This window comes from Acidovorax sp. NN32, assembly GCF_057597245.1.
In genome coordinates, this window is the sequence record NZ_CP199679.1 from 1 (window position 1) to 20,858 (window position 20,858).

At 65.6% G+C, this 20,858-nt stretch carries 21 protein-coding genes and 1 pseudogene; 15 read left to right on the forward strand and 7 right to left on the reverse strand.

Annotated elements, in window-relative coordinates:
• The 8 genes and pseudogenes from dnaA (at position 1) to ACT89O_RS00040 (ending at position 9,193) form a co-directional block, all read left to right on the forward strand.
• On the forward strand, positions 1-1,425 hold the full coding sequence (gene dnaA, locus ACT89O_RS00005; RefSeq protein ID WP_121508082.1) for a chromosomal replication initiator protein DnaA: 1,425 nt from the start codon (positions 1-3) through the stop codon (positions 1,423-1,425).
• 130 nt (positions 1,426-1,555) lie between these two features.
• Positions 1,556-2,674: a DNA polymerase III subunit beta gene (gene dnaN, locus ACT89O_RS00010; RefSeq protein WP_055401227.1), complete on the forward strand. Its 1,119-nt coding sequence runs from the start codon at positions 1,556-1,558 to the stop codon at positions 2,672-2,674.
• A gap of 144 nt (positions 2,675-2,818) precedes the next feature.
• Positions 2,819-5,434 (forward strand): DNA topoisomerase (ATP-hydrolyzing) subunit B, encoded by a 2,616-nt coding sequence (gyrB, locus tag ACT89O_RS00015; protein ID WP_055401225.1) that lies wholly within the window; start codon positions 2,819-2,821, stop codon positions 5,432-5,434.
• 230 nt (positions 5,435-5,664) lie between these two features.
• Positions 5,665-6,897 carry an AAA family ATPase gene (locus tag ACT89O_RS00020; RefSeq protein WP_306555503.1) on the forward strand — a complete coding sequence of 411 codons (1,233 nt, stop codon included), beginning with the start codon at positions 5,665-5,667 and terminating at the stop codon, positions 6,895-6,897.
• Positions 6,898-6,899: 2 nt separating this feature from the next.
• Complete coding sequence (locus ACT89O_RS00025) at positions 6,900-7,556, forward strand: hypothetical protein (protein ID WP_436129445.1); 657 nt, start codon at positions 6,900-6,902, stop codon at positions 7,554-7,556.
• 135 nt (positions 7,557-7,691) lie between these two features.
• The gene (locus tag ACT89O_RS00030; protein ID WP_409860535.1) at positions 7,692-8,105 is read left to right on the forward strand and encodes a YkgJ family cysteine cluster protein; all 414 of its coding nucleotides are present in this window, start codon (positions 7,692-7,694) and stop codon (positions 8,103-8,105) included.
• Between the two features lie 402 nt (positions 8,106-8,507).
• Positions 8,508-8,603: pseudogene (locus ACT89O_RS00035) on the forward strand (4Fe-4S binding protein); the annotation flags it as partial.
• 152 nt (positions 8,604-8,755) lie between these two features.
• A complete protein-coding gene (locus tag ACT89O_RS00040; RefSeq protein ID WP_487261464.1) occupies positions 8,756-9,193 on the forward strand; it encodes an OsmC family protein in 438 nt (145 codons plus the stop codon).
• 55 nt (positions 9,194-9,248) lie between these two features.
• Here the strand turns inward: ACT89O_RS00040 and ACT89O_RS00045 are convergent, their stop codons facing one another.
• The 4 genes from ACT89O_RS00045 to ACT89O_RS00060 form a co-directional block, all read right to left on the reverse strand.
• Positions 9,249-10,571: a serine hydrolase domain-containing protein gene (locus tag ACT89O_RS00045; RefSeq protein WP_436129447.1), complete on the reverse strand. Its 1,323-nt coding sequence runs from the start codon at positions 10,569-10,571 to the stop codon at positions 9,249-9,251.
• An 83-nt stretch (positions 10,572-10,654) separates the two neighbouring features.
• The gene (locus ACT89O_RS00050) at positions 10,655-11,236 is read right to left on the reverse strand and encodes a thioredoxin family protein (protein WP_218300740.1); all 582 of its coding nucleotides are present in this window, start codon (positions 11,234-11,236) and stop codon (positions 10,655-10,657) included.
• 25 nt (positions 11,237-11,261) lie between these two features.
• Positions 11,262-11,975 carry a cytochrome c biogenesis CcdA family protein gene (locus ACT89O_RS00055; protein ID WP_487261465.1) on the reverse strand — a complete coding sequence of 238 codons (714 nt, stop codon included), beginning with the start codon at positions 11,973-11,975 and terminating at the stop codon, positions 11,262-11,264.
• A 2-nt stretch (positions 11,976-11,977) separates the two neighbouring features.
• Positions 11,978-12,505, reverse strand: coding sequence for a DUF2147 domain-containing protein (locus tag ACT89O_RS00060; RefSeq protein ID WP_487261466.1), 528 nt, complete (start codon positions 12,503-12,505; stop codon positions 11,978-11,980).
• 178 nt (positions 12,506-12,683) lie between these two features.
• Here ACT89O_RS00060 and ACT89O_RS00065 point away from each other — a divergent pair, with 178 nt between their 5' ends.
• The 3 genes from ACT89O_RS00065 (at position 12,684) to ACT89O_RS00075 (ending at position 15,641) form a co-directional block, all read left to right on the forward strand.
• Entirely contained in the window at positions 12,684-13,457 is a 774-nt protein-coding gene (locus ACT89O_RS00065; protein ID WP_487261467.1) for a response regulator, read from the forward strand.
• Positions 13,454-14,767: an ATP-binding protein gene (locus ACT89O_RS00070; protein WP_487261468.1), complete on the forward strand. Its 1,314-nt coding sequence runs from the start codon at positions 13,454-13,456 to the stop codon at positions 14,765-14,767. The genes ACT89O_RS00065 and ACT89O_RS00070 overlap by 4 nt, the downstream gene beginning before the upstream one ends.
• 76 nt (positions 14,768-14,843) lie before the next feature.
• Positions 14,844-15,641 (forward strand): DUF72 domain-containing protein, encoded by a 798-nt coding sequence (locus tag ACT89O_RS00075; RefSeq protein ID WP_487261469.1) that lies wholly within the window; start codon positions 14,844-14,846, stop codon positions 15,639-15,641.
• An 11-nt stretch (positions 15,642-15,652) separates the two neighbouring features.
• On the opposite strand, the gene ACT89O_RS00080 is transcribed toward ACT89O_RS00075, so the two are convergent.
• Entirely contained in the window at positions 15,653-15,955 is a 303-nt protein-coding gene (locus ACT89O_RS00080) for an acylphosphatase (protein WP_121422963.1), read from the reverse strand.
• A gap of 70 nt (positions 15,956-16,025) precedes the next feature.
• Here ACT89O_RS00080 and ACT89O_RS00085 point away from each other — a divergent pair, with 70 nt between their 5' ends.
• The 3 genes from ACT89O_RS00085 to ACT89O_RS00095 all read left to right on the forward strand — a co-directional run bounded on the left by ACT89O_RS00085 (position 16,026) and on the right by ACT89O_RS00095 (position 18,002).
• Positions 16,026-16,271, forward strand: coding sequence for an ATP-binding protein (locus ACT89O_RS00085; RefSeq protein ID WP_487261470.1), 246 nt, complete (start codon positions 16,026-16,028; stop codon positions 16,269-16,271).
• Between the two features lie 71 nt (positions 16,272-16,342).
• Entirely contained in the window at positions 16,343-16,489 is a 147-nt protein-coding gene (locus tag ACT89O_RS00090; protein WP_158603283.1) for a hypothetical protein, read from the forward strand.
• Positions 16,490-16,610: 121 nt separating this feature from the next.
• On the forward strand, positions 16,611-18,002 hold the full coding sequence (locus ACT89O_RS00095) for a homoserine dehydrogenase (protein WP_487261471.1): 1,392 nt from the start codon (positions 16,611-16,613) through the stop codon (positions 18,000-18,002).
• Between the two features lie 179 nt (positions 18,003-18,181).
• Here ACT89O_RS00095 and ACT89O_RS00100 read toward each other — a convergent pair whose 3' ends face one another.
• A complete protein-coding gene (locus tag ACT89O_RS00100; RefSeq protein ID WP_487261472.1) occupies positions 18,182-18,808 on the reverse strand; it encodes an FMN-binding negative transcriptional regulator in 627 nt (208 codons plus the stop codon).
• A 1-nt stretch (position 18,809) separates the two neighbouring features.
• Positions 18,810-19,289: an OsmC family protein gene (locus tag ACT89O_RS00105; RefSeq protein ID WP_487261473.1), complete on the reverse strand. Its 480-nt coding sequence runs from the start codon at positions 19,287-19,289 to the stop codon at positions 18,810-18,812.
• Between the two features lie 108 nt (positions 19,290-19,397).
• Here ACT89O_RS00105 and pdxR point away from each other — a divergent pair, with 108 nt between their 5' ends.
• On the forward strand, positions 19,398-20,858 hold the full coding sequence (gene pdxR, locus ACT89O_RS00110) for a MocR-like pyridoxine biosynthesis transcription factor PdxR (RefSeq protein WP_487261474.1): 1,461 nt from the start codon (positions 19,398-19,400) through the stop codon (positions 20,856-20,858).

Sequence of the window (20,858 nt, forward strand, 5' to 3'; positions counted from 1 at the left end):
ATGATCGAGGAACCCTCCCGCAGCCCCCAACATTCACCCGGTGCAGATGCCGGCCAGGGCCTGTGGCAAGCCTGCGTAGAGCAACTGGCGCAAGACCTGCCCGAGCAGCAGTTCAACACCTGGATCAAGCCCCTGATTGCCCAGGTGGCCGAAGACTTCTCCAAGGTCACCGTGCTGGTGGGCAACCGGTTCAAGCTCGACTGGATCCGGGCGCAGTATGCGGGCCGCATTGCCGCATTGCTCGAAGGCCTGTATGGCCAGCCCGTCACCCTGGAGTTAGCGCTCGCTCAGCGGGAATCCGTTGTACGCACTTACGCACGACCCGCAGCGTCTGAACCATCGAACACCGCAACGCAGTCCGAACCGCAATCGAGCCACAGCGATGAAGCCTCGGCGGGCGCCTTCCGCAACCGGCTCAATGCAGGCCTCACCTTTGAGACGCTGGTGGAAGGCACGGCCAACCGCATGGCGCGCTCGGCCGCCATGCACGTGGCGGGCATGCCCGGCCACCTGTACAACCCGCTGTTTATCTATGGCGGCGTGGGCTTGGGCAAGACCCACCTGGTGCACGCTGTGGGCAACCGCCTGCTGCAGGACAAGCCCGACGCCAAAGTTCTCTACATCCATGCCGAGCAGTTTGTGTCGGATGTGGTTAAGGCCTACCAGCGGCGCACCTTTGATGAATTCAAGGAGCGCTACCACTCGCTCGACCTGCTGCTGATCGACGATGTGCAGTTCTTCGCCAACAAGGACCGCACGCAGGAAGAATTCTTCAACGCCTTCGAAGCCCTGCTGGCCAAGAAGTCTCACATCGTGATGACGTCGGACACGTATCCGAAGGGCCTGGCCAACATCCACGAGCGGCTGGTGTCGCGCTTCGACTCGGGCCTGACGGTGGCCATCGAGCCACCCGAGCTGGAAATGCGCGTGGCCATCCTGATCAACAAGGCCCGCGTCGAAGGCACCGAGATGCCCGAAGAAGTGGCCTTTTTCGTGGCCAAGAACGTGCGCTCCAACGTGCGCGAGCTCGAAGGCGCGCTGCGCAAGATCCTGGCTTACTCGCGCTTCAACCAGAAAGAGATTTCCATCCAGCTCGCCCGCGAGGCGCTGCGCGATCTGCTGTCGATCCAGAACCGGCAGATTTCTGTGGAAAACATCCAGAAAACGGTGGCTGACTACTACAAGATCAAGGTCGCCGACATGTACAGCAAAAAGCGCCCGGCCAGCATTGCCCGGCCGCGCCAGATTGCGATGTACCTGGCCAAGGAACTGACGCAAAAGAGTCTTCCCGAGATCGGAGAATTGTTTGGTGGGCGCGACCACACCACCGTTTTGCATGCAGTGCGCAAGATTTCGGGCGAGCGCCAGCAGCTGACCGAGTTGAACCAGCAGTTGCATGTGCTGGAACAGACCCTGAAAGGCTGACAACCGGTGGGAGAGACCCCGAAAAGAACCCGCCCGGTAAACGGGCAAAATGGCGGGTTATACAGCAGGGGGAGGCACGACCTGTGCCGCTGTCCACGCACCGTCCCAAAAACCACAAGAGGTTGAAGACATGATCGTCCTGAAGGCAACACAAGACAAGGTTCTCGCGGTTCTGCAATCCGTGGCTGGCATCGTGGAGCGCCGCCACACGCTGCCCATCCTGGCCAATGTGCTGATCCGCAAGACGGGCAATGCCCTGCAGCTGACGACCAGCGACCTCGAAATCCAGATCCGCACCACGGCTGAGCTGGGCGGCGACACCGGCGACTTCACCACCACCGTGGGGGCGCGCAAGCTCATCGACATCCTGCGCACCATGCCGGGCGACCAGACCGTTAGCCTCGAATCGGCACAGTCCAAGCTCATCCTGAAAGGCGGCAAGAGCCGCTTCACGTTGCAAAGCCTGCCGGCTGAAGACTTCCCGCTGGTGCAAGAGTCTGCCGCCTTCGGCCCCGTGTTCGCCGTGCCGCAAAAGACGCTGAAAGATCTGCTCGGTCAGGTGTCGTTTGCCATGGCGGTGCAGGACATCCGCTACTACCTCAACGGCATCCTGTTCGTGGCTGAGGGCAAGCAGCTGTCCCTGGTGGCCACCGACGGCCATCGCCTGGCTTTTGCCAGCGCCACGCTGGATGTGGAAGTGCCCAAGCAGGAAGTCATCCTGCCGCGCAAGACCGTGATCGAGCTGCAGCGTTTGCTCAGCGATGCGGGCGGCGAGAACCAGCCCCACATCGAAATGCAGTTCGCCAACAACCAGGCCAAGTTCACCTTTGGCGGCATGGAGTTCGTCACCAAGCTGGTCGAGGGCAAGTTCCCTGACTACAACCGGGTGATCCCCAAGAACCACAAGAACAGCATCACCCTGGGCCGCGCCCCGCTGCTGGCCAGCCTGCAGCGCACGGCCATCATGACCAGCGACAAGTTCAAGGGGGTGCGCCTGAACCTGGAGCCCGGCACCCTGCGCGTGGCGTCGAACAACGCAGAGCAGGAAGAGGCCGTGGACGAGCTCGACATCGACTACGGTGGCGACACCATCGAGATCGGCTTCAACGTGACCTACCTCATCGACGCCCTGGCCAACATGGGCCAGGACATGGTGAAGGTGGAGCTTTCGGACGGCAACAGCTCTGCGCTGCTGACCATCCCAGAGAACGACAGCTTCAAGTACGTGGTCATGCCAATGCGCATTTGAGGCGGCCCCCGTCCTGCTGCACAGCCTGACCACAACGACTACCGTTTTGATAGCTACTAGCGCTTACTGGATAAGCGCTAGAGCCCTATTTGACCCATATTGACACATTGGAAACCCCGGTTTCCACGGATCCCAAGGCCCACCATGACCGTTGACAACATCCCCTCCGAGCCCGAAGACACCGGCGTCTCCGGCCATGTTGAGCCCACCCTCGCCAAGATCGACACCAACCAAGCCGGGGCCAGCGAAAGCTACGGCGAAGGCGCCATCACCATCCTCGAAGGCCTGGAGGCCGTGCGCAAGCGCCCCGGCATGTACATCGGCGATACCAGCGACGGCACCGGCCTGCACCACCTGGTGTTCGAGGTGGTCGACAACTCCATCGACGAAGCCCTGGCCGGCCACTGCGACGACATCGTCGTCACCATCCATTCCGACAACTCCATCAGCGTCACCGACAACGGCCGGGGTATTCCGACCGGCGTGAAGATGGACGACAAGCACGAGCCCAAGCGCTCGGCCGCCGAGATCGCACTGACCGAACTGCACGCGGGCGGCAAGTTCAACCAGAACAGCTACAAGGTCTCGGGCGGCCTGCACGGCGTGGGCGTGAGCTGCGTGAACGCGCTCAGCAAGATGCTGCGCTTGACCGTGCGCCGCGAAGGCAAGGTGCACGCGCTGGAGTTCAGCAAGGGCTTCGTGCAGAACCGCATCGTGCAGACGGTGGACGGCGTGGAAGTCTCGCCCATGCAGGTGCTGGACGACACCGACAAGCGCGGCACCGAAGTGCACTTCTTGCCCGACACCGAGATCTTCAAGGAGAACAACGAGTTCCACTACGAGATCCTGGCCAAGCGCCTGCGCGAACTCTCGTTCTTGAACAACGGCGTGCGCATTCGCCTCAAGGACGAGCGCAGCGGCAAAGAAGACGACTTCTCGGGCGCTGGTGGCGTGCGCGGCTTTGTGGAGTTCATCAACAAGGGCAAGACCGTCCTGCACCCCACATCGTTCTACGCCGCGGGCGAGCGCCCGGCCGAGACGTATGGCGGCATCCCTGGCACCCACATCGGCGTGGAAGTGGCGATGCAGTGGAACAGCGCGTACAGCGAGCAAGTGCTCTGCTTTACCAACAACATCCCCCAGCGTGACGGCGGCACCCACCTCACCGGCCTGCGCGCCGCGATGACCCGCGTCATCAACAAGTACATCGAAGAAAACGAGTTCGCCAAGAAGGCCAAGGTCGAAGTGACCGGCGACGACATGCGCGAAGGCCTGTGCTGCGTGCTGAGCGTGAAGGTGCCCGAGCCCAAGTTCAGCAGCCAGACCAAGGACAAGCTGGTATCGAGCGAAGTGCGCGCCCCCGTGGAAGACATCGTGGGCAAGCTGCTGACCGACTACCTGCAGGAGCGCCCGGCCGACGCCAAGATCATCTGCGGCAAGATCGTGGAAGCCGCCCGCGCCCGCGAAGCCGCCCGCAAGGCCCGCGAAATGACCCGCCGCAAGGGCGTGCTCGACGGCATGGGCCTGCCCGGCAAGCTGGCCGACTGCCAGGAAAAAGACCCCGCCCTGTGCGAGATCTACATTGTGGAGGGTGACTCCGCCGGTGGCTCTGCCAAGCAGGGCCGTGACCGCAAGTTCCAGGCCATCCTGCCGCTGCGCGGCAAGATCCTGAACGTGGAAAAGGCCCGCTACGAAAAGCTGCTGACCAGCAACGAAATCCTCACGCTGATCACCGCCCTGGGCACCGGCATCGGCAAGGCCGGGGGCACCACGGGTGGCGACGACTTCGACGTGGCCAAGCTGCGCTACCACCGAATCATCATCATGACCGACGCCGACGTCGACGGCGCCCACATCCGCACCCTGCTGCTCACCTTCTTCTACCGCCAGATGCCCGAGCTGGTCGAGCGCGGCCACATCTACATTGCCCAGCCTCCGCTGTACAAGGTGAAGGCCGGCAAGGAAGAGCTGTACCTCAAGGACGCGCCCGCACTCGACGGCTTTTTGCTGCGCATTGCGCTCAACCACGCCAGCGTGACCACCGGCGGCGCCAACCCGCAAACGCTGACCGGCGACACCCTGGCCGAACTGGCGCGCAAGCACCAGATCGCCGAAAGCGTGATTGCGCGCCTGGGCAACTTCATGGACGCCGAAGCCCTGCGCGCCATTGCCGACGGCGTGAGCTTGAAGCTCGACACCGTGGCCGACGCTGAAGCCAGCGCCGTGGCCCTGCAGGCCAAGCTGCGCGAACTGAACACCACCGGCGCCCCCGCCGAAGTGGCTGGCGAGTTCGACGCCCGCACCGACAAGCCCCTGCTGCGCATCAGCCGCCGCCACCACGGCAACATCAAGAGCAGCGTCATCACGCAAGACTTCGTGCACGGCGCCGACTACGCCGCCCTGGCCGAAGCCGCAGAGACCTTCCGAGGCCTGCTGGGCGAGGGCGCCAAGGCCCTGCGCGGCGAAGGCGAAAAGCAGAAGGAAGAAAAAGTCGGCGACTTCCGCCAGGCCATGAAGTGGCTGATCAGCGAAGCCGAACGCAGCACATCCCGCCAGCGCTACAAGGGCCTGGGCGAGATGAACCCCGAGCAGCTGTGGGAAACCACGATGGACCCCAACGTGCGCCGCCTGCTGCGCGTGCAGATCGACGACGCGATCGAGGCGGACCGGGTGTTCACGATGCTGATGGGGGATGAGGTGGAGCCCCGGCGGGATTTCATTGAGACGAATGCGCTGCGGGCGGGGAATATTGACGTTTGACCCACGCATGGCGCCATGCCTGCCAGAGTTACCAGCACACGCAGAAAATGCATAGCCGCCAGCTGGCAACATGCCTTGCTTGACTTCTGCTGGCTCGCGCCAGTCACTAGCACAGGCTGTTCTCAAACGCCAACACCGGGGCAAAACGCCAAGGCCGCCGTGCTGGCGCTGCTGACGGTAAATTCGGCCGGTGACAAGCACGAAAGGCACATCATGAAAAGAGGCTATGCATGGCGCTGATCGAAGGTTTTCGCGTGCGCAACTACCGGGCGCTGCACGACATCACATTAGGCAAACTCTCTACCGACCAGGGAGGCGACCCGTTAACTCCATTCACCGTAGTCATCGGTAAGAACGGAGTAGGCAAAAGCACTTTGTTCGATGCATTCGGCTTCGTCGCAGATTGCCTAAACACCGATGTGGAAACAGCCTGCGATAGCAAGCTGCGCGGCGGCTTCGATCGCATGCGCTCCCTGGGAGTCACGGAACCCATTCGCTTCGACATCTACTACCGAGAAGCCCCCGGCGAGCGGCCCATCACTTACGAATTGGCGATCAATGTGGACCGTAGCGGACGACCTTTCGTTGAGTCGGAGGTCCTGAAGCAGCGCCGCAAAGGCCAGAAGCACGGCAGGCCCTATCCGTTCCTTCGCTTACATCACGGGCTCGGCAAGGTGTGGGCCGGTGAGGAGGCCGTAGAGACGGACAGCGAGGAAGAAGACCGGGCACAGGAAGATGTGGAATTGACCGACTTGCGCCAATTGGGCATCGCCACGCTGGGCACGCTCAAAGAACATCCGCGCATCAAACGCTTCCGCGACTTTCTAAAGGGCTGGTATCTCTCCTACTTTCACCCCGATGCGGCGCGTGCTATCCAGCCCGCCGGTGCGCAGCGCCACCTGAACATCCACGGAGACAATATCGGCAATGTGGTGCAGTACATGGAGCGTGAACACAAGGCACGCTTTCAAGCAATTCTGGATCGCATTGCCAGCAAAATTCCAGGCGTGACAAGCATAAAGACCAGTGTCACACAGGACAAGCGCGTTCTCCTCCAGTTCAACGATGGTGCATTCGCCGACCCTTTCTATGCGTCGCAGATGTCTGATGGCACGCTGAAAATTTTCGCATATCTGCTTCTGATGGAGGATCCAGAGCCACCCCCATTCATATGTATTGAGGAGCCTGAGAACGGGCTGTACCACCGCCTACTGGACTCTTTGGCCACCGAGTTGCGCAGCCATGCCACGGGTAAGAAGAACCAACCTCAGATTTTCGTGACCACGCACCAACCCTATTTCGTAGATGCGCTGTCTCCGAGCGAAGTCTGGATTCTGGAAAAAGGCGGGAATGGCTTTTCGACCGTTCGGCGGGCATCTGATATCGAGCTGGTGCGCAACCTCGTTGATGAGGGTCTACCCCTGGGTGGCCTTTGGTACAGCGACTATCTAGACGCGAGGTAGGCATGCACATCGAAGTGCTTGTGGAAGACAGTTCCGGTGCTGCGCTGATTGAGTCCCTAATGCCCCAGGCAATCGGCCCCCAAGGCGACCCACACTCCTGGCGCATCCATCCCTACAAAGGCGTGGGTCGAATACCTCAGGGGCTTGTCGCCAAGGGTGATCCCTCTAAGCGGGCATTGCTCGATCAATTGCCCCGCTTGCTGATCGGCTACGGCAAAACTCCCGGCATCGACGCAGTGGTCGTCGTATTGGACAGTGACAACCGTCCTTGCAAAGATTTTCTGTCCGAATTACAAGTATTGCTGAAACGCTGCAATCCTGCTCCCAACACGCTTTTTCGACTTGCCATCGAAGAGATGGAAGCCTGGATTCTGGGTGATCGCACGGCCTTGCTGGCCGCCTACCCAAAAGCAAGAAAAGACGTACTGGCAAGGTATGTCCAAGACAGCATTTGCGGCACCTGGGAATTGTTGGCGGATGCAGTTCATCATGGCGGACACGCCAGTATCCAAAAAGCGGGCTGGCCTCTGCCCGGGCAACTTAAGCATGAGTGGGTCAGAAAGATCAGCCCAGGCATGGATATCGAAAGAAACGCTTCTCCAAGCTTTGGGAAGTTCCGCGACGGATTGCGCAGGTTGATTGCCAATGACGGTTCATGAGCCCCGAGAGCATTGCAGCATGCGCTTCATCTTGTGCGCTAAAGTCAAAAATCGCCTGAAGCACTGAGCTCTTTCAGGGCAGCCAAACGCACCGCCAGTGAAAGAGCGGTAGTGAACCTGTTGCGGCATCTATCCATGAGATCCCCCATCGCCATCGTTGACGTCGACCGCCTCGACACCTGGACCCGCTACCGCGCGGGCCTGTGCGACACCTGCGCGGCCAACTGCTGCACGATGCCGCTGGAAGTGCAGTTGCCCGACCTGGTGCGGCTTGAGCTGGTGGACCCGTTCGAGGCCGAGCATGAAGAGCTGCGGCACATTGCCAAGCGGCTGCTCAAGGCGCGGTTGATTGACCACTTCAATCACAAGAACGCGATCTTCACGATGGCGCGGCGGGCCACTGGGGACTGCAATTTTCTGGACCCGAAGACCCGGCTGTGCACGGTGTATGACAAGCGGCCGGAGACGTGCCGGCTGCACCCACAAAAGAAGAGCCCCAAGCCTGGGTACTGTGCTTATGGGGCTCGGGACTTGCAGCGCAAGGGCTGAACGGTCACCAAGGCCAATCCGTCGGTTGGTGCAGCAGCGCGGCACCCGACACAGTGCAAGCTGACCAACCTCCCTGCTCCTACACCGTGTCCCTCTGTACAAGGCCTGCCCAAGGCTCCGCAGGCTCTGCCATCACGGCACTTGCACACCGCGCTGCTGGGCAGCCATGCATCATGGACCAGCGGTAGCTGACGCCCTGGACGTGTCCACGGATGAGAAGGTGCCGGGTGATGGTGGAGGCACTGTTGCTGCTGCAGGGGGCGTGCACGCACAGTATCGCCAGCGCACCCGCCTTCGGTGTTGTTTACAAGCCCGCCCACCACGGCAGCGCTTGACCAGCGGTGCTGCGTGCGCTGAGCTGCAATGCTGTCGTGGTCGCCTGGCTCCTGGCTCTATCCTGCTGCTGCGGCCTGCACGGGGTGCGCCTTGTGCGCGGTGCGGTGTCCGTTTGATGCGATCCGCATGGTGCGGACCCAGCCCCTCATTGAAGACGTCTAGTGTGGTGTTGCACGCTAGCACTGCAACGGGCACCCATGCCCGCCGCGATGCACGTTCAAGATGGACAGCACGACGCGACGGTGTCCCACACGCCCGAGCGGCGGGGCGTGGTGACATGGGCGGTTCACCCCATTCACCACAAGGAGCACACCATGTCTGAAAAGAAAGCCAGCGTTCACTGGGAAGGTGCCGGCAAGTCCGGCCAGGGCCAGATCAGCACCGAGACCGGCGCGCTGGACAAGTACCCCTACGGCTTTGCCAGCCGCTTCGGCGAAGACCGCAAGGGCACCAATCCCGAGGAGATCGTGGGCGCTGCCCATGCAGCCTGCTTCACCATGGCGTTTTCTTTTGCCGCCGAGAAGGCTGGCATCGCCAGCGAGACCGTCGACACCACGGCCAGCGTGCGGCTCAGCAAGGAAGGCGATGGTTTTGTGATTGACCGCATCGCCCTCACGCTCACGGCCAAGGTGCCGGGCATGGACGATGCTGCCTTTCAGAAGCTAGCGGCCGATGCCAAGGCCAACTGCCCGCTGTCCAAGGCGTTGGCCTCGGTGCCAGAGATCACGCTGACCGCCACGCTCGTGAAGTAGCTAACGGTACAGGCGCAGCGCCGGGGGCGCCGCCTTGGCCGATTCTTCTTCACCCTCAGCGAGCCCGCACCGCCGCTGCCAGCGCAGCAAACGCCTGCCGGTCCAGCGCGTGGGTGAAGGCCGTGTTGGGCACCGGGTGTGTTGATAGCTTCACCACCACCAGTTCTGCCGCCGGGTTGATGTGGATGTGCTGGCCCATCAGGCCCTTGGCTTCCAGCGTACCGTCCGCATCGTGCGGCACCCACCACTGGTTGTGGTACGAGTAGCCCGCGCGCATGGCCGTGCCGGGGGCCTTGCTGAATTTCGTGGGATCGGCACCCTTGCGCAGCTCGGCAATGGTGGCGGCCGAGATGATCTGCTGGCCGTTGAAGCTGCCATTGGCACGGAGCATTTCTCCAAAGCGCCCCAAGTCGCGCAGCGTGGCGTTCACGCCTACGCTGGTGGACTGACCACCGTTCGCATCGGCAAACACATACCCATCATCCTGCGCGCCCAGGCGCGACCAGATGCGTTCAGACAGCAGCGTGGCGTAGCTCTTGCCCGTCACGCGCTGCAGCAGCCAGCCCAGTACTTCCGTGTCCACCGACTTGTACGCAAACGCGGTGCCGTGCTCCCCTTCTTTCTTCAACGTGGGCAGGAACTCGGCCATGCTTTTGGCGGCGTTGCTGCCGGGCGGCGCGGGCTGCAGGCCTGCGGCGGCCAGGTACTGGAAAACGCCGGACGCAGGGTCGACAAAGTTCTCGGCGTATTGCACGCCGGTCGTCATGTCCAGGGTCTGCTGCACGGTGGCATCGGCCCAGGCGCTGGTGGTCAGCTCGGGCAGGTAGCGGGGAATCAGCGCTTTCGGGTCGATCACGCCTTCCTGGATGAGTTCAGTGGCCAGCAGGCCGGTGAGCGATTTGCTCATGGACCACAGCACGTGGGGCTGGTGCGGCTGCATGCCGATGTGGTGGCGCTCGTACACGACACGGCCTCGGTGCAGCACCAGCAGGCCATCGGTGTAGGTGGCCTTTTGCCAGTCAGCCAGCGTGGTGGTGCCGCCCTTGCCGTCGGGCACCGGCAGTGCATCGTCCAGCGCGCGGGCTGCGGTGGGCAGCGCACTGGGTGCCCCTGCGCCGCGCCACACGGCCGCCGTGGGCCCCAGCTCGCGCAGGTGGTGCGCGGCCCAGCGCACGTTGGGGTATTTGAGGATGTTGGCCAGGCGCACGACCTTGTCGGGCGGCGGCGGAAAGCCCTGCATCAGCTGCAGCGTGGCGGGGTGGGTGGCGTCGGGCGGGGGCAGTTGCGGTGCCTGGGCATGGCTGGTAGCGGCCATGCAGAGAGCAGCAGCGGCCGCGGCGAGTGTGACCAGGGCAAATTGAAGGCGAGGGTACGGCATGGTGCAAGAGTCCTGCAAAGGTGAGTGGAGAGCGGGCAGAGAAATGACGGGATAAAAATGAGTGGACGGTGGAGCCAGAACGCCTAGCTCCGCGCCGCGAGCAGCGCGCGGATCACGGCCTCGGTGCGCTCGTATTCGCCTTCGCCAAAGTGCTTGTAGCGAATGCGGCCCTGCGCATCGATGAGGTAGGCTGCGGGCCAGTACTGGTTGCTGTAGGCCTTCCAGGTGCCGTAGCGGTTGTCCTGCGCGACGGGGTGCTTCACGCCATGGCGGCGCATGGCCACCTCGACGTTGCTGGTGGTGCGCTCAAACGGAAACTCCGGCGTGTGCACACCCACCACGGTGAGGCCCTGGGGCGTGTACAGCTCGGCCCAGCGGTTCACGTGGGGCAGCGTGCGGATGCAGTTGATGCAGGCATACGTCCAGAAGTCCACCAGCACCACGCGGCCGCGCAGCTGGGCCAGGCTGAGCGGCTCGGAGTTGAGCCAGCGCTCGATGCCCGTGAACTCGGGTGCCGCGCCAAAGTCGGGCAGCGTGGCCGCCTGGACGGCGGGCCCTGCTGCGTGGGTGAGGGCGGGTGCCGCTACGGCGGCAGCCACAGATGCTGCAGACGCCAGGAACGTGCGGCGCTGAAACGAGATGGGTGAAGAAATGCGCGATGTCATGGTGAAACTCCTTGCTGAGGGCCGCTTACAGCCCTCCAAAACTTGAGGGATAGAACTGCGACAGCCACGCTGTGACCTGGCCATCCACCTCCAGCAGCATGGCCAGCGCGACGGCGATGACCACCACCCCAAAAACCTGCTGCACGCGGTGTGCATGGCGCGAGATGCGGCGCACATGACTGGCCGCGGCCTGACCGCCGTAGGCGATGGCCAGCATGGGCAGCGCGGCGCCGGTGGAATAGGCCAGCAACAGCACCGCCGTGCTGACCCCGGGCGGCTCCGTGGCGATGAGCGCGAGGATGGAGGCCAGCACCGGCCCGGCGCAGGGCGTCCACACCGCACCCAGGCTCAGACCCAGCAGCAGCCCGCCCCAGTTGCCCGCCGATGCGCCCATCCCCAGGCTGGCCGCTCGGTTGAGCACGCCACCCGCCTGTTGGCTCAGCCACTGGAATGGCTTGGGCCACACCGTGAGCACGCCAAACACCAGCAGCAATACGGCGGCGAACCGGCGCAAGCCCTCGGGCGACAAGCCCAGCACCTGCGTGAAGCTGCTGAACAGCAGCGCCACGGCTGCGAACGACAGCGCAAACCCCAGCGCGATGAACAGCGGACGCGTGCGCTGCGCTGGGCCGCCCGCCACCGACGCCCCCAGCACCACCGGCAACATGGGCAGCACGCAGGGCGCGCCCACGGTCAGCATGCCGGCGGCCACAGCCAGCCAGGGCGAGGTGGTGGCCATGCTCATTGCACGCCCCCACGCTCTGCGGCCGGGCGACGCCACACCTGCGTCTTGCCGAACAGCGGGATACCGACATACGCGCGCACCAGCAGCTGGTCGGGCTCAGCGGGGGTGAGGGTGGAGCGGTAGGTCTTGGCGTTCTCGCGGTTGTAAATCTCGCCTTGGTACTCGCCGCTGCCGCTGTCGCGCAGGCCGGACAGCATCGTCATGCCCAGCGCGGGCCGCGCGTCGGCCGCGGCCATCTCGGTGCCGGGTGCACTCATCGACCGGTTGGCCAGCACGCGCACCACCTTGCCGCAAAGGGTGTTGGTGCCGCTGCTGCCACCGGTGTTCGCACTGGCAGTGCCATTGGCGTTAGTGGGGCAGGGAGCAATCTCCACCTCCAGGTTTCCGCTTTCGGTGATCCAGCGGCCCAGCGGGGCCTTGGGGTGCGGCGCCGTGGCGGGCTGGGTGGCAGCCTCTTGCGCGCTGGCGATGTGCGCCAGGCCCAGGGCCAGCGCAGCGGCGGCCAGGGCGAAGGATGGTTTCATGGCAAGTCCTCGTGAAGTTCAGGAAGACTGCATTGAAGCCAGCGCACGTATCGGCGGTTTGTCCTGCACAGGCCTTTTGGTATGTGCGCGTGTCGGCGGCACCGGCAGACAAGTTCAGATACATGCGGGCCCGTACCGGCCTCACCGCAAGGCGCCAAAGCCTGGACAATCAGCGCCCATGACGACGACGACCCCGCCCGACCACATCCTCATCGTCGATGACGACGCCGGCATCCGCGAGCTGGCGGCCGAGTACCTGCAGCGCCAGGGCCTGCAGGTGAGCATGGCAGCCGACGGCAGGCAGATGCGCGAGGTGCTGGCTACGCAACGCATCGACCTCTTGGTACTGGACTTGATGCTGCCGGGCACCGACGGCATCGCGCTGTGCCGCGAGCTGCGCAGCCCCGGCACGCCGCCGCTGCCCATCATCATGCTCACCGCGCGCAGCGACGAGGCGGATCGCATCCTGGGCCTGGAGCTGGGCGCGGACGACTACCTGACCAAGCCCTTTGCCGCGCGCGAGCTGCTCGCGCGCATCCACGCCGTGCTGCGGCGCACGCGCATGCTGCCGCCCAACCTGGCCGTGGCCGAGCCCGCGCGCCATCTTGCGTTCGGCGACTGGCGGCTGGACACCACGGCGCGGCACCTGCTCGATGCCACGGGCGCAGTGGTGGCGCTGTCGGGCGCCGAATACCGGCTGCTGCGCGTGCTGCTGGACCACCCCCAGCGCATCCTCACACGCGACCAGCTGCTGCAGCTCACGCAGGGTCGCGATGCCAATGTGTTCGACCGCTCCATCGACCTCTTGGTCAGCCGCGTGCGCCAGCGGCTGGGCGACGGGGTACGCGGCTCACGCTATATCAAGACCGTGCGCAACGAGGGCTATGTGTTCTGCGCCAACGTGTTGCCCGCACCGGCAACCGCACCCGCGCCGGGAGGAGCCGCCGCATGACGCTGCGCTGGTGGCCCCGCTCGCTGTTCGGTCGCATCCTGCTGGTGCTGGCACTGGGCCTGGCGCTGGCGCATGCGCTGACCTTCGTGCTGGCGATCACCGAGCGCAGCATGACCATGCGTCGCGCCATGGTGTCGTACCTGGCGAGCGACGTGGCCAGCTCCATGGCCATGCTGGACCGCCTGCCCGCCGCGGAGCGCGCGCAGTGGGTGGACCGGCTGGCGCGTCGCAACTACCGGTTTGCGCTGACCGCGCCGCTGGACGTACCCGAAGACCCGTCCGACCTGGCCCGCCTGATTGCAGGCGCCGTGGGCGCCACGCTGCCCCCCGGCCGGACGGTGCGGGTGATCGACCCCCACGTGCCCGGCACCGAGCTGCGCCTGCAGCTCCAGTTGAGCGACGGCACGCCGCTGGCCGTGGACATGGACGAGCCCCGGCTGCAGGTCTCGCCCTGGGTGCTGGGCGCGCTGGCGCTACAGCTGGCGCTGCTGGTAGGCCTGTGCGCCTGGGCCGTGCGCGCGGCCACGCGGCCCTTGCGAACGCTGGCCGACGCGGCCGATGCGCTGGGAGCCGACCGCCCCGCCGTGCCCCTGGCCGAGGACGGCCCGCGCGAAGTGCAGCGCGCGGCCCAGGCCTTCAACCGCATGCAGCAGCGCATCCAGGCGCACCTGGAGGAGCGCATGCGCATCCTGGCCGCCGTCTCGCACGATCTGCAAACGCCCATCACCCGCTTGCGCCTGCGCGCCGACCTGCTGGACGACACCGCGCTGCAGGGCAAGCTGCACGCGGACCTGGCCGAGATGCAGTCGCTGGTGGAAGAGGGCATCGCCTACGCGCGCTCGTCCCAGGCCGTGCAGGAGCCGCTGCAGCGCGTGGACCTGCGCGCGCTGCTGCAGAGCATTGCGTTCGACTACGCCGATGCGGGCCTGCCCGTGACGCTGCTGCACGCAGACCCGGGCACCTGCGACACGCGCCCGCAGGCCCTGCGCCGGCTGGTGTGCAACCTGGTGGACAACGCGCTCAAGTTCGCGGGCGCGGCTGAGGTGAGTCTGGAGGCTGGAGATCACGGCCAGTGGCTGCTGCGCGTGCTGGACCGTGGGCCGGGTATACCGGAAGCTGACCTGGCCGCCGTGCTCCAACCCTATGTGCGGCTGGAAGACTCGCGCAACCGCGGCACAGGCGGCACGGGGCTAGGCCTGGCCATTGCGAACGAGCTGGCGCAGGCGCTGGGCGGCTGGCTGGTGCTGGGGCCGCGTGAGGATGGTGCGGGGCTGGAGGCGCGGGTCGAGCTGCCCGGCCCGCAGCCATAGCGCCGCTCTGTAGGCTCTCCAGGCGCAGCAGGCCGCTGCTACAGTGGCCCTTCCGTGGATTCATGAGGGGAACACCGTGGACAGCACTGGTAGCACCAACGCAGGCAGTAGCAGCAGAAGCCAAAACATCCGCATCGGTATCGGCGGCTGGACCTTCGAGCCCTGGCGCGACAACTTCTACCCCGCAGGCCTCGCGCACAGCAAGGAGCTGCAGTACGCCAGCCGCCAGCTCACCTCCATCGAGGTCAACGGCACGTACTACAGCACCTTCAAGCCGCCCACCTTCGCCAAGTGGCGGGATGAAACGCCCGAAGGTTTCCTGTTCTCGCTCAAGGCCAACCGTTTTGCCACGCACCGGCGCGTGCTGGCGCAGGCAGGCGAGTCGATCACGCGGTTTGTGGAGAGCGGCATCTCGGAACTCAAGCACAAGCTCGGGCCCATCGTGTGGCAGTTCATGCCGACCAAGGTGTTTGAGCCACGGGACTTTGAGGCCTTTCTGGCCCTGCTGCCACAACAGGTGGATGGCCTGCGGCTGCGCCACGCCCTGGATGTGCGCCACCCGAGTTTTGCCACGCCAGAGTTCGTGGCGCTGGCCCGCAAATACGGCTGCGTGCCTGTCTACACGGACTCCGAAAAGTTTCCCGCCATCGCAGATGCAGAGGCCGATTTTGCCTACCTGCGGCTGATGCGCAGCCAGGCCGATGTGCCCACCGGCTACACGCCCAAGGCGATTGCACAGTGGGCCGATGGCGTGCGCACCTGGACCGGCGGCGAGCGGCCGCGCGATGTGTTCGTCTACTTCATCAACGGGGCGAAGGAGCGGGCGCCTGCGGGGGCGATGGAGTTGCTGAGGCAACTGGGCCTGCGCGCATAGCAGCGGCGCAGCTACAGCGTCTCTCGCTGCACAAACCCCTGCGGGGCCTCGCCACCATCGGGCACATTGCCCACCACCACACGTTCCACCCGCGCATGCACAGGCCCCTGATGCGCCCAGTCGATGAGGGCCAGCACGGCCTGCTCGGTGCCCCATGCGCAGGCCTCCACGCGGCCATCCTGGCGGTTGCGCACCCAGCCCTTTACGCCCAGGCGTTCGGCGGCCTGCACCATGGACCAGCGGTAGCCCACGCCCTGCACATGGCCGGTGATCAACAGATGGCGGGTGATGGTGGAGTGGGGTTCTGCGTTCATGGGGGGCACTGTAGCGCGCTCCTTGTGGGGAGCCCGCTCCAGGGGCACACTGCCAGCACCACCGCACCCCATGACCACGACCTCCCCCAAGGCACTGCCCACCATCGACCCCCAGCGCTGCACCGGCTGCGGCTGGTGCATTGCGGTGTGCCCGCCGCATGTGCTGTCGCTGCAGGTGCAAGGCACGGGGCCCTGGGGTCCCAAGTGTTCCACCCTGCACGATGCGCCGGGCTGCACCGGGTGCGCGCTGTGTGCGGTGCGCTGCCCGTTCGATGCGATCCGCATGGTGCGCGTGGCAGCCACCGAAGGCCGGTGAGTCCTTCGCGCCACAGGCCCACAGAAACGGGTTGACGGGCCCCGGTACGCATCCGGTACACTGCGCCCTTCATGTCGTACACCTCCATCCCCTTCACCGCACGCGCCGCTGCCTTCCAAGGCATGGGCATGATGCCGCCCGCACTCACGCGGGCCAATGGTGAACAGCGGGCACTGGATGCACGAATGATTACCACCATTACCACCGCGGCCACCTGAGCACGCGCAGGTGGCCGTTTCGGCAGCCACCTGGTGATCGCTCTCTTCTCCCCCAAGACGAATGCACGAAACCCAGCTCTGGCAGCTGGTTTTTTTGTTTGTTCGTTAGCCGGAGAAGACCATGTACCGCGATCCCGTCCCGTCCCTCGAAGCCCCGTCGTTGCAGTCGCCCACTGCGGCCATGCGCCCCCTGCGCGTGGGCATGATCGGCATTGGCACCGTGGGCGCGGGCACCTTTCGCGTGCTGGCACGCAACCAGGCGCTCATCGCAGGCCGCGCAGGGCGGGACATCAAGCTGGTGGTGGTCTGCGCCCGCAGCCTCGCCCGCGCCATGAGCGTGGTGGGCAAAGATGTGGCCCTGACCAACGACCCCATGCAGGTGGCCACACACCCCGATGTGGATGTGCTGGTGGAAGCCGCTGGCGGCACCGGCCCTGCGCGCGACTGGGTGCTGGCCGCCATCCGCGCGGGCAAGCATGTGGTCACGGCCAACAAGGCGCTGCTGGCCACGCACGGCACCGAGATCTTTGCCGCCGCCCGCCAGCACGGCGTGGCCGTGGCCTATGAAGGCGCGGTGGCGGTGAGCATCCCCATCGTGAAGGCGCTGCGCGAGGGCCTGACGGCCAACCGCATCGAGTGGGTGGCGGGCATCATCAACGGCACCACCAACTTCATCCTGAGCAAGATGCGCGATGAGGGTGTGGGCTTTGCCGAAGCGCTGGCGCAGGCCCAGGCGCTGGGCTATGCCGAGGCGGACCCGACATTTGACATCGAGGGCATCGACGCTGCGCACAAGATCTCGCTGCTGGCGGCCAATGCGTTCGGCATGCCGGTGCGCTTTGCCGATGCGCAGGTGGAGGGCATCACCCGCCTGCAGGGGCTGGACGTGGCCTGCGCCGAGCAGCTGGGCTTTCGCATCAAGCTGCTGGGCGTGGCCAAGCGGCGCAAAGAGAGCGATGTGGACGGCGTGGAGCTGCGCGTGCAACCTGCGCTGGTGCCTGCCGCGCATTTGCTGGCGCAGGTGAACGGCTCCATGAACGCGGTGATGGTCAAGGGCGATGCTTCGGGCGTGACGATGTTCTACGGCGCGGGCGCGGGGTCCGAGCAAACCGCATCGGCCGTGATTGCAGATCTGGTGGACGTGGCGCGCCTGGATGGCACCCGTGCACAGCAGCGCGTGCCGCACCTGGGGTTTCACCCCCAGGCGATGGACGAGCAACTGGCCGTGCTGCCCCGCGCAGCCGTGCACACCCGCCACTACCTGCGCGTGCCTGTGCACAGCGCCCAGCTGATCGAAGCCGTGGGTGCCTGGCTGGCGTCGCAGCACGTGCCGGTGCAGCGTGTGGAGCTGGCCTGCGACAAAGCGCTGCCCACGGGCAGCGAGCCCCAGGTGCTGGTGCTGACCGATGCCGTGGCCCAAGCCACGGTAGACCTGGCCGTGCACGCACTGGCCTCCCACCCTGCGGTGGCCGGGCCAGTGGCAGCGCTGCGGGTGGAGCTGCTGGAGGGATGATTCGCCCATAACCCGTTCACGCTGAGGCGGTCGAAGCGCCGCGCACGGCTTCGACAGCCTCAGCCCGAACGGTGATGAACGATTTCAGCCACCTAAAAAATATGGTCAAAACAGGCTCTAGCGCTTATCTATCAGGCGCCAGAAGCTATCAATTTTGATGCTGGCGGGTACTCAAGGCATCAAGCCGCCCGCACCAGCGCGGCCATGTCTTGTGCTGCAGATGTGCCCTCGGCCATCAGGCCCTGCACCACGCCCGCGCGGTCGGTGTCGGTGCGGTTCTGGCTCACCTTCCAGACGCCTTCCCAACGCTCCACCGCCAGCTCGATGCCCACGATGGCGCCCAGCAGCTTGTCGATGTAGTCGGGCGGGGCATCGTCAATGCGCCAAGGGTCGGGGCGGTGCGCCTCGTGCCGCTCGCTCAGAATGTGCAGGATGGCGCGCAACTGCACTGGATCGTCCACCGCGCTGAGCGAGCCGTGGGCGTGCACGGTGGCGTAGTTCCAGGTGGGCACCTGCTTGCCGTCGATGGCCTTGGACGGATACCACGAGGGCGACACATAGGCCTGGGGGCCGTGGAACACGGCCACGGCCTGCTGCGGCAGCAGCGGCCACACGCCGTTGCCGCGCCCCACATGGCCCACCAGCGTGCCGTGCGGTCCGCGCGAGGGGTCCAGATACAAAGGCACATGGTTCACGTGCAGCGTGCCCTCGTGCGACACGACCAGGGTGGCCAGGGGCTGGGCCTGCACCAGTCCCTGCTGCGCGGCCGGGTCGGTGACTTGAAACTGGCGGTTGGCAATGGTCATATCAGGCTCCATCCACTTCGAGCACGGGCGCGCAGTCGATCTGCGTCTTGACCGAGTTGGCCAGAAAACACGATGTGTGGGCGCGGTGGTGCAGGTCGTCCAGCTGGGCAGCGCTGGGCGCGTGCGCCGCATCAAAGCGCGTGACGGGCCTCAGCTGCACATGGGTGACCACTAGCTGGCCCTCTGCGTTCTTGGCCATGGTGCCCACGGCCGCGTCGGCATAGTGGTTGAGCCGATAGCCCGCGCGGCTGGCGAAGTCCATGAACCACAGCATGTGACAGCTCGACAGCGCGGCGACATAGGCTTCTTCCGGGTCCACCGCTGCTGCGTCGGAATACGGCAGCGGCACAACATGGGGCGACGACGACGCGGCCACGGTGGCACCGCCATCGAACTGCCAGGTGTGGGCGCGGTGGTAGCGCTTGTCCAGAAAGTCATCGTTGCCACGGGACCAGGTGATAGTGGCGGTGTGCTCGGCCATGGATAGGTCTTTCTTGCGGTGGCCGGGCCTTGGAGGAAACACAAGCCCGGGATTTCTAAAATGGCTCTTCAGTTTATGGTTGCACTACCACAACCAAGGGGCCAATTCATGCCAGTTGCCGGAGCCAATCCCAAAACCACAGCCCCCCGGGACGGGCGCCTGGGCCAGTTGCGCCAGCAGGTGTACGAGCAGCTGCGCAGCGCCATCGAACAGGGCCGGCTGCCGGCGGGCACGCGCCTGCCGCCGTCGCGCGAGCACGCAGCCAGCCTGGGCGTGTCACGCAACACCGTGCTGTGGGCCGTGCAGCGCCTGCAGGCCGAAGGGTATGTGGAGGCGCGTGTGGGCGACGGCACCTATGTCTCGCATGCCGCAGGCGCACCGCCCACGCAAGGGCTGGTGGCGCCGCCCCGTGGGCTCTCGCGGCGCGGGCAGCTCATTGCCGAGACGGCTGCCCGCTGGCGCCCGCCGCATGTGGCGGCACGCGCATTCCGCATCGGCGCGCCCGAGGTGGACACGTTTCCGTTTGCGCTGTGGGACCGCCTCGCGCGCCAGGCCCGCCCCGGCCAGCGCAGCGCACGCGCACAGTACCTGGACCCCGCGGGCGACCCCGAACTGCGCCAGGCCGTGGCACTGTGGCTGTGGGCTTCGCGCGGCATCCGCTGCGATGCGGCGCAGGTGGTGGTGTGCTCGGGCTCGCAGCAGGGCATCGACCTGATCGCGCGGCTGCTGCTGGACGTGGGCGATGAGGTGCTGGTGGAAGACCCTGGCTACCCAGGCATCCGCGCCAGCCTGCTGGGCCACGGCGTGCTGGCGCGGCCCGTGGCGCTGGATGCGCAGGGCCTTCGCATCGACGAGGGTGCGGCCCAGTGGCCCGGCGCGCGCATGGCGGTGGTCACGCCCACGCACCAGTTCCCCACCGGCGTGTGCATGGGCCTGGCGCGGCGGCAGGCGCTGCTGCAATGGGCGCGCACGCACGACGCCTGGGTGGTGGAAGACGACTACGACGGCGAGTTTCAGTACGGCGGCGCTGCCCAGCGCGTACCCGCCTTGTGCAGCCTGCCGGGCTCGGAGCGGGTGTTGTACGTGGGCACCTTCAGCAAGACACTGCACCCCGGCCTGCGCCTGGGCTTTGTGGTGGTGCCGCCCGCACTGGTGGAGGCCTTTGCCATGGCCCGCGCCATCACCGACCGGCATGCACCGGGCGACACCCAGGCGGTGCTGGCGCGCTTCATTGCAGAAGGCCACCTGCTGCGCCACCTGCGGCAGATGCGCGAGCTGTACCAGGCGCGCCAGCGGGTGCTGGTTGACGCGCTGGCCGATACGAGCGGCGGGGCCCTTCAGCTGGCGCCCAGCGACCGGGGCATGCACCTGCTGTACGAAGCCGCCCCAGGCAGTGACGACGAGACCCTGAGCCGCAAGGCGCTCACCGCCGGGGTGATGCTGGCGCCACTATCGCGCTATGCGATGCAGTCCACGCGGCGTGGCTGGCTGTTGGGGTATGCAGGCTATAGCGAAGCCGAGATCGTGGCCGCCGCGCGCGTGGTGGGCGGGCTGGCGCGCATGCGGTAA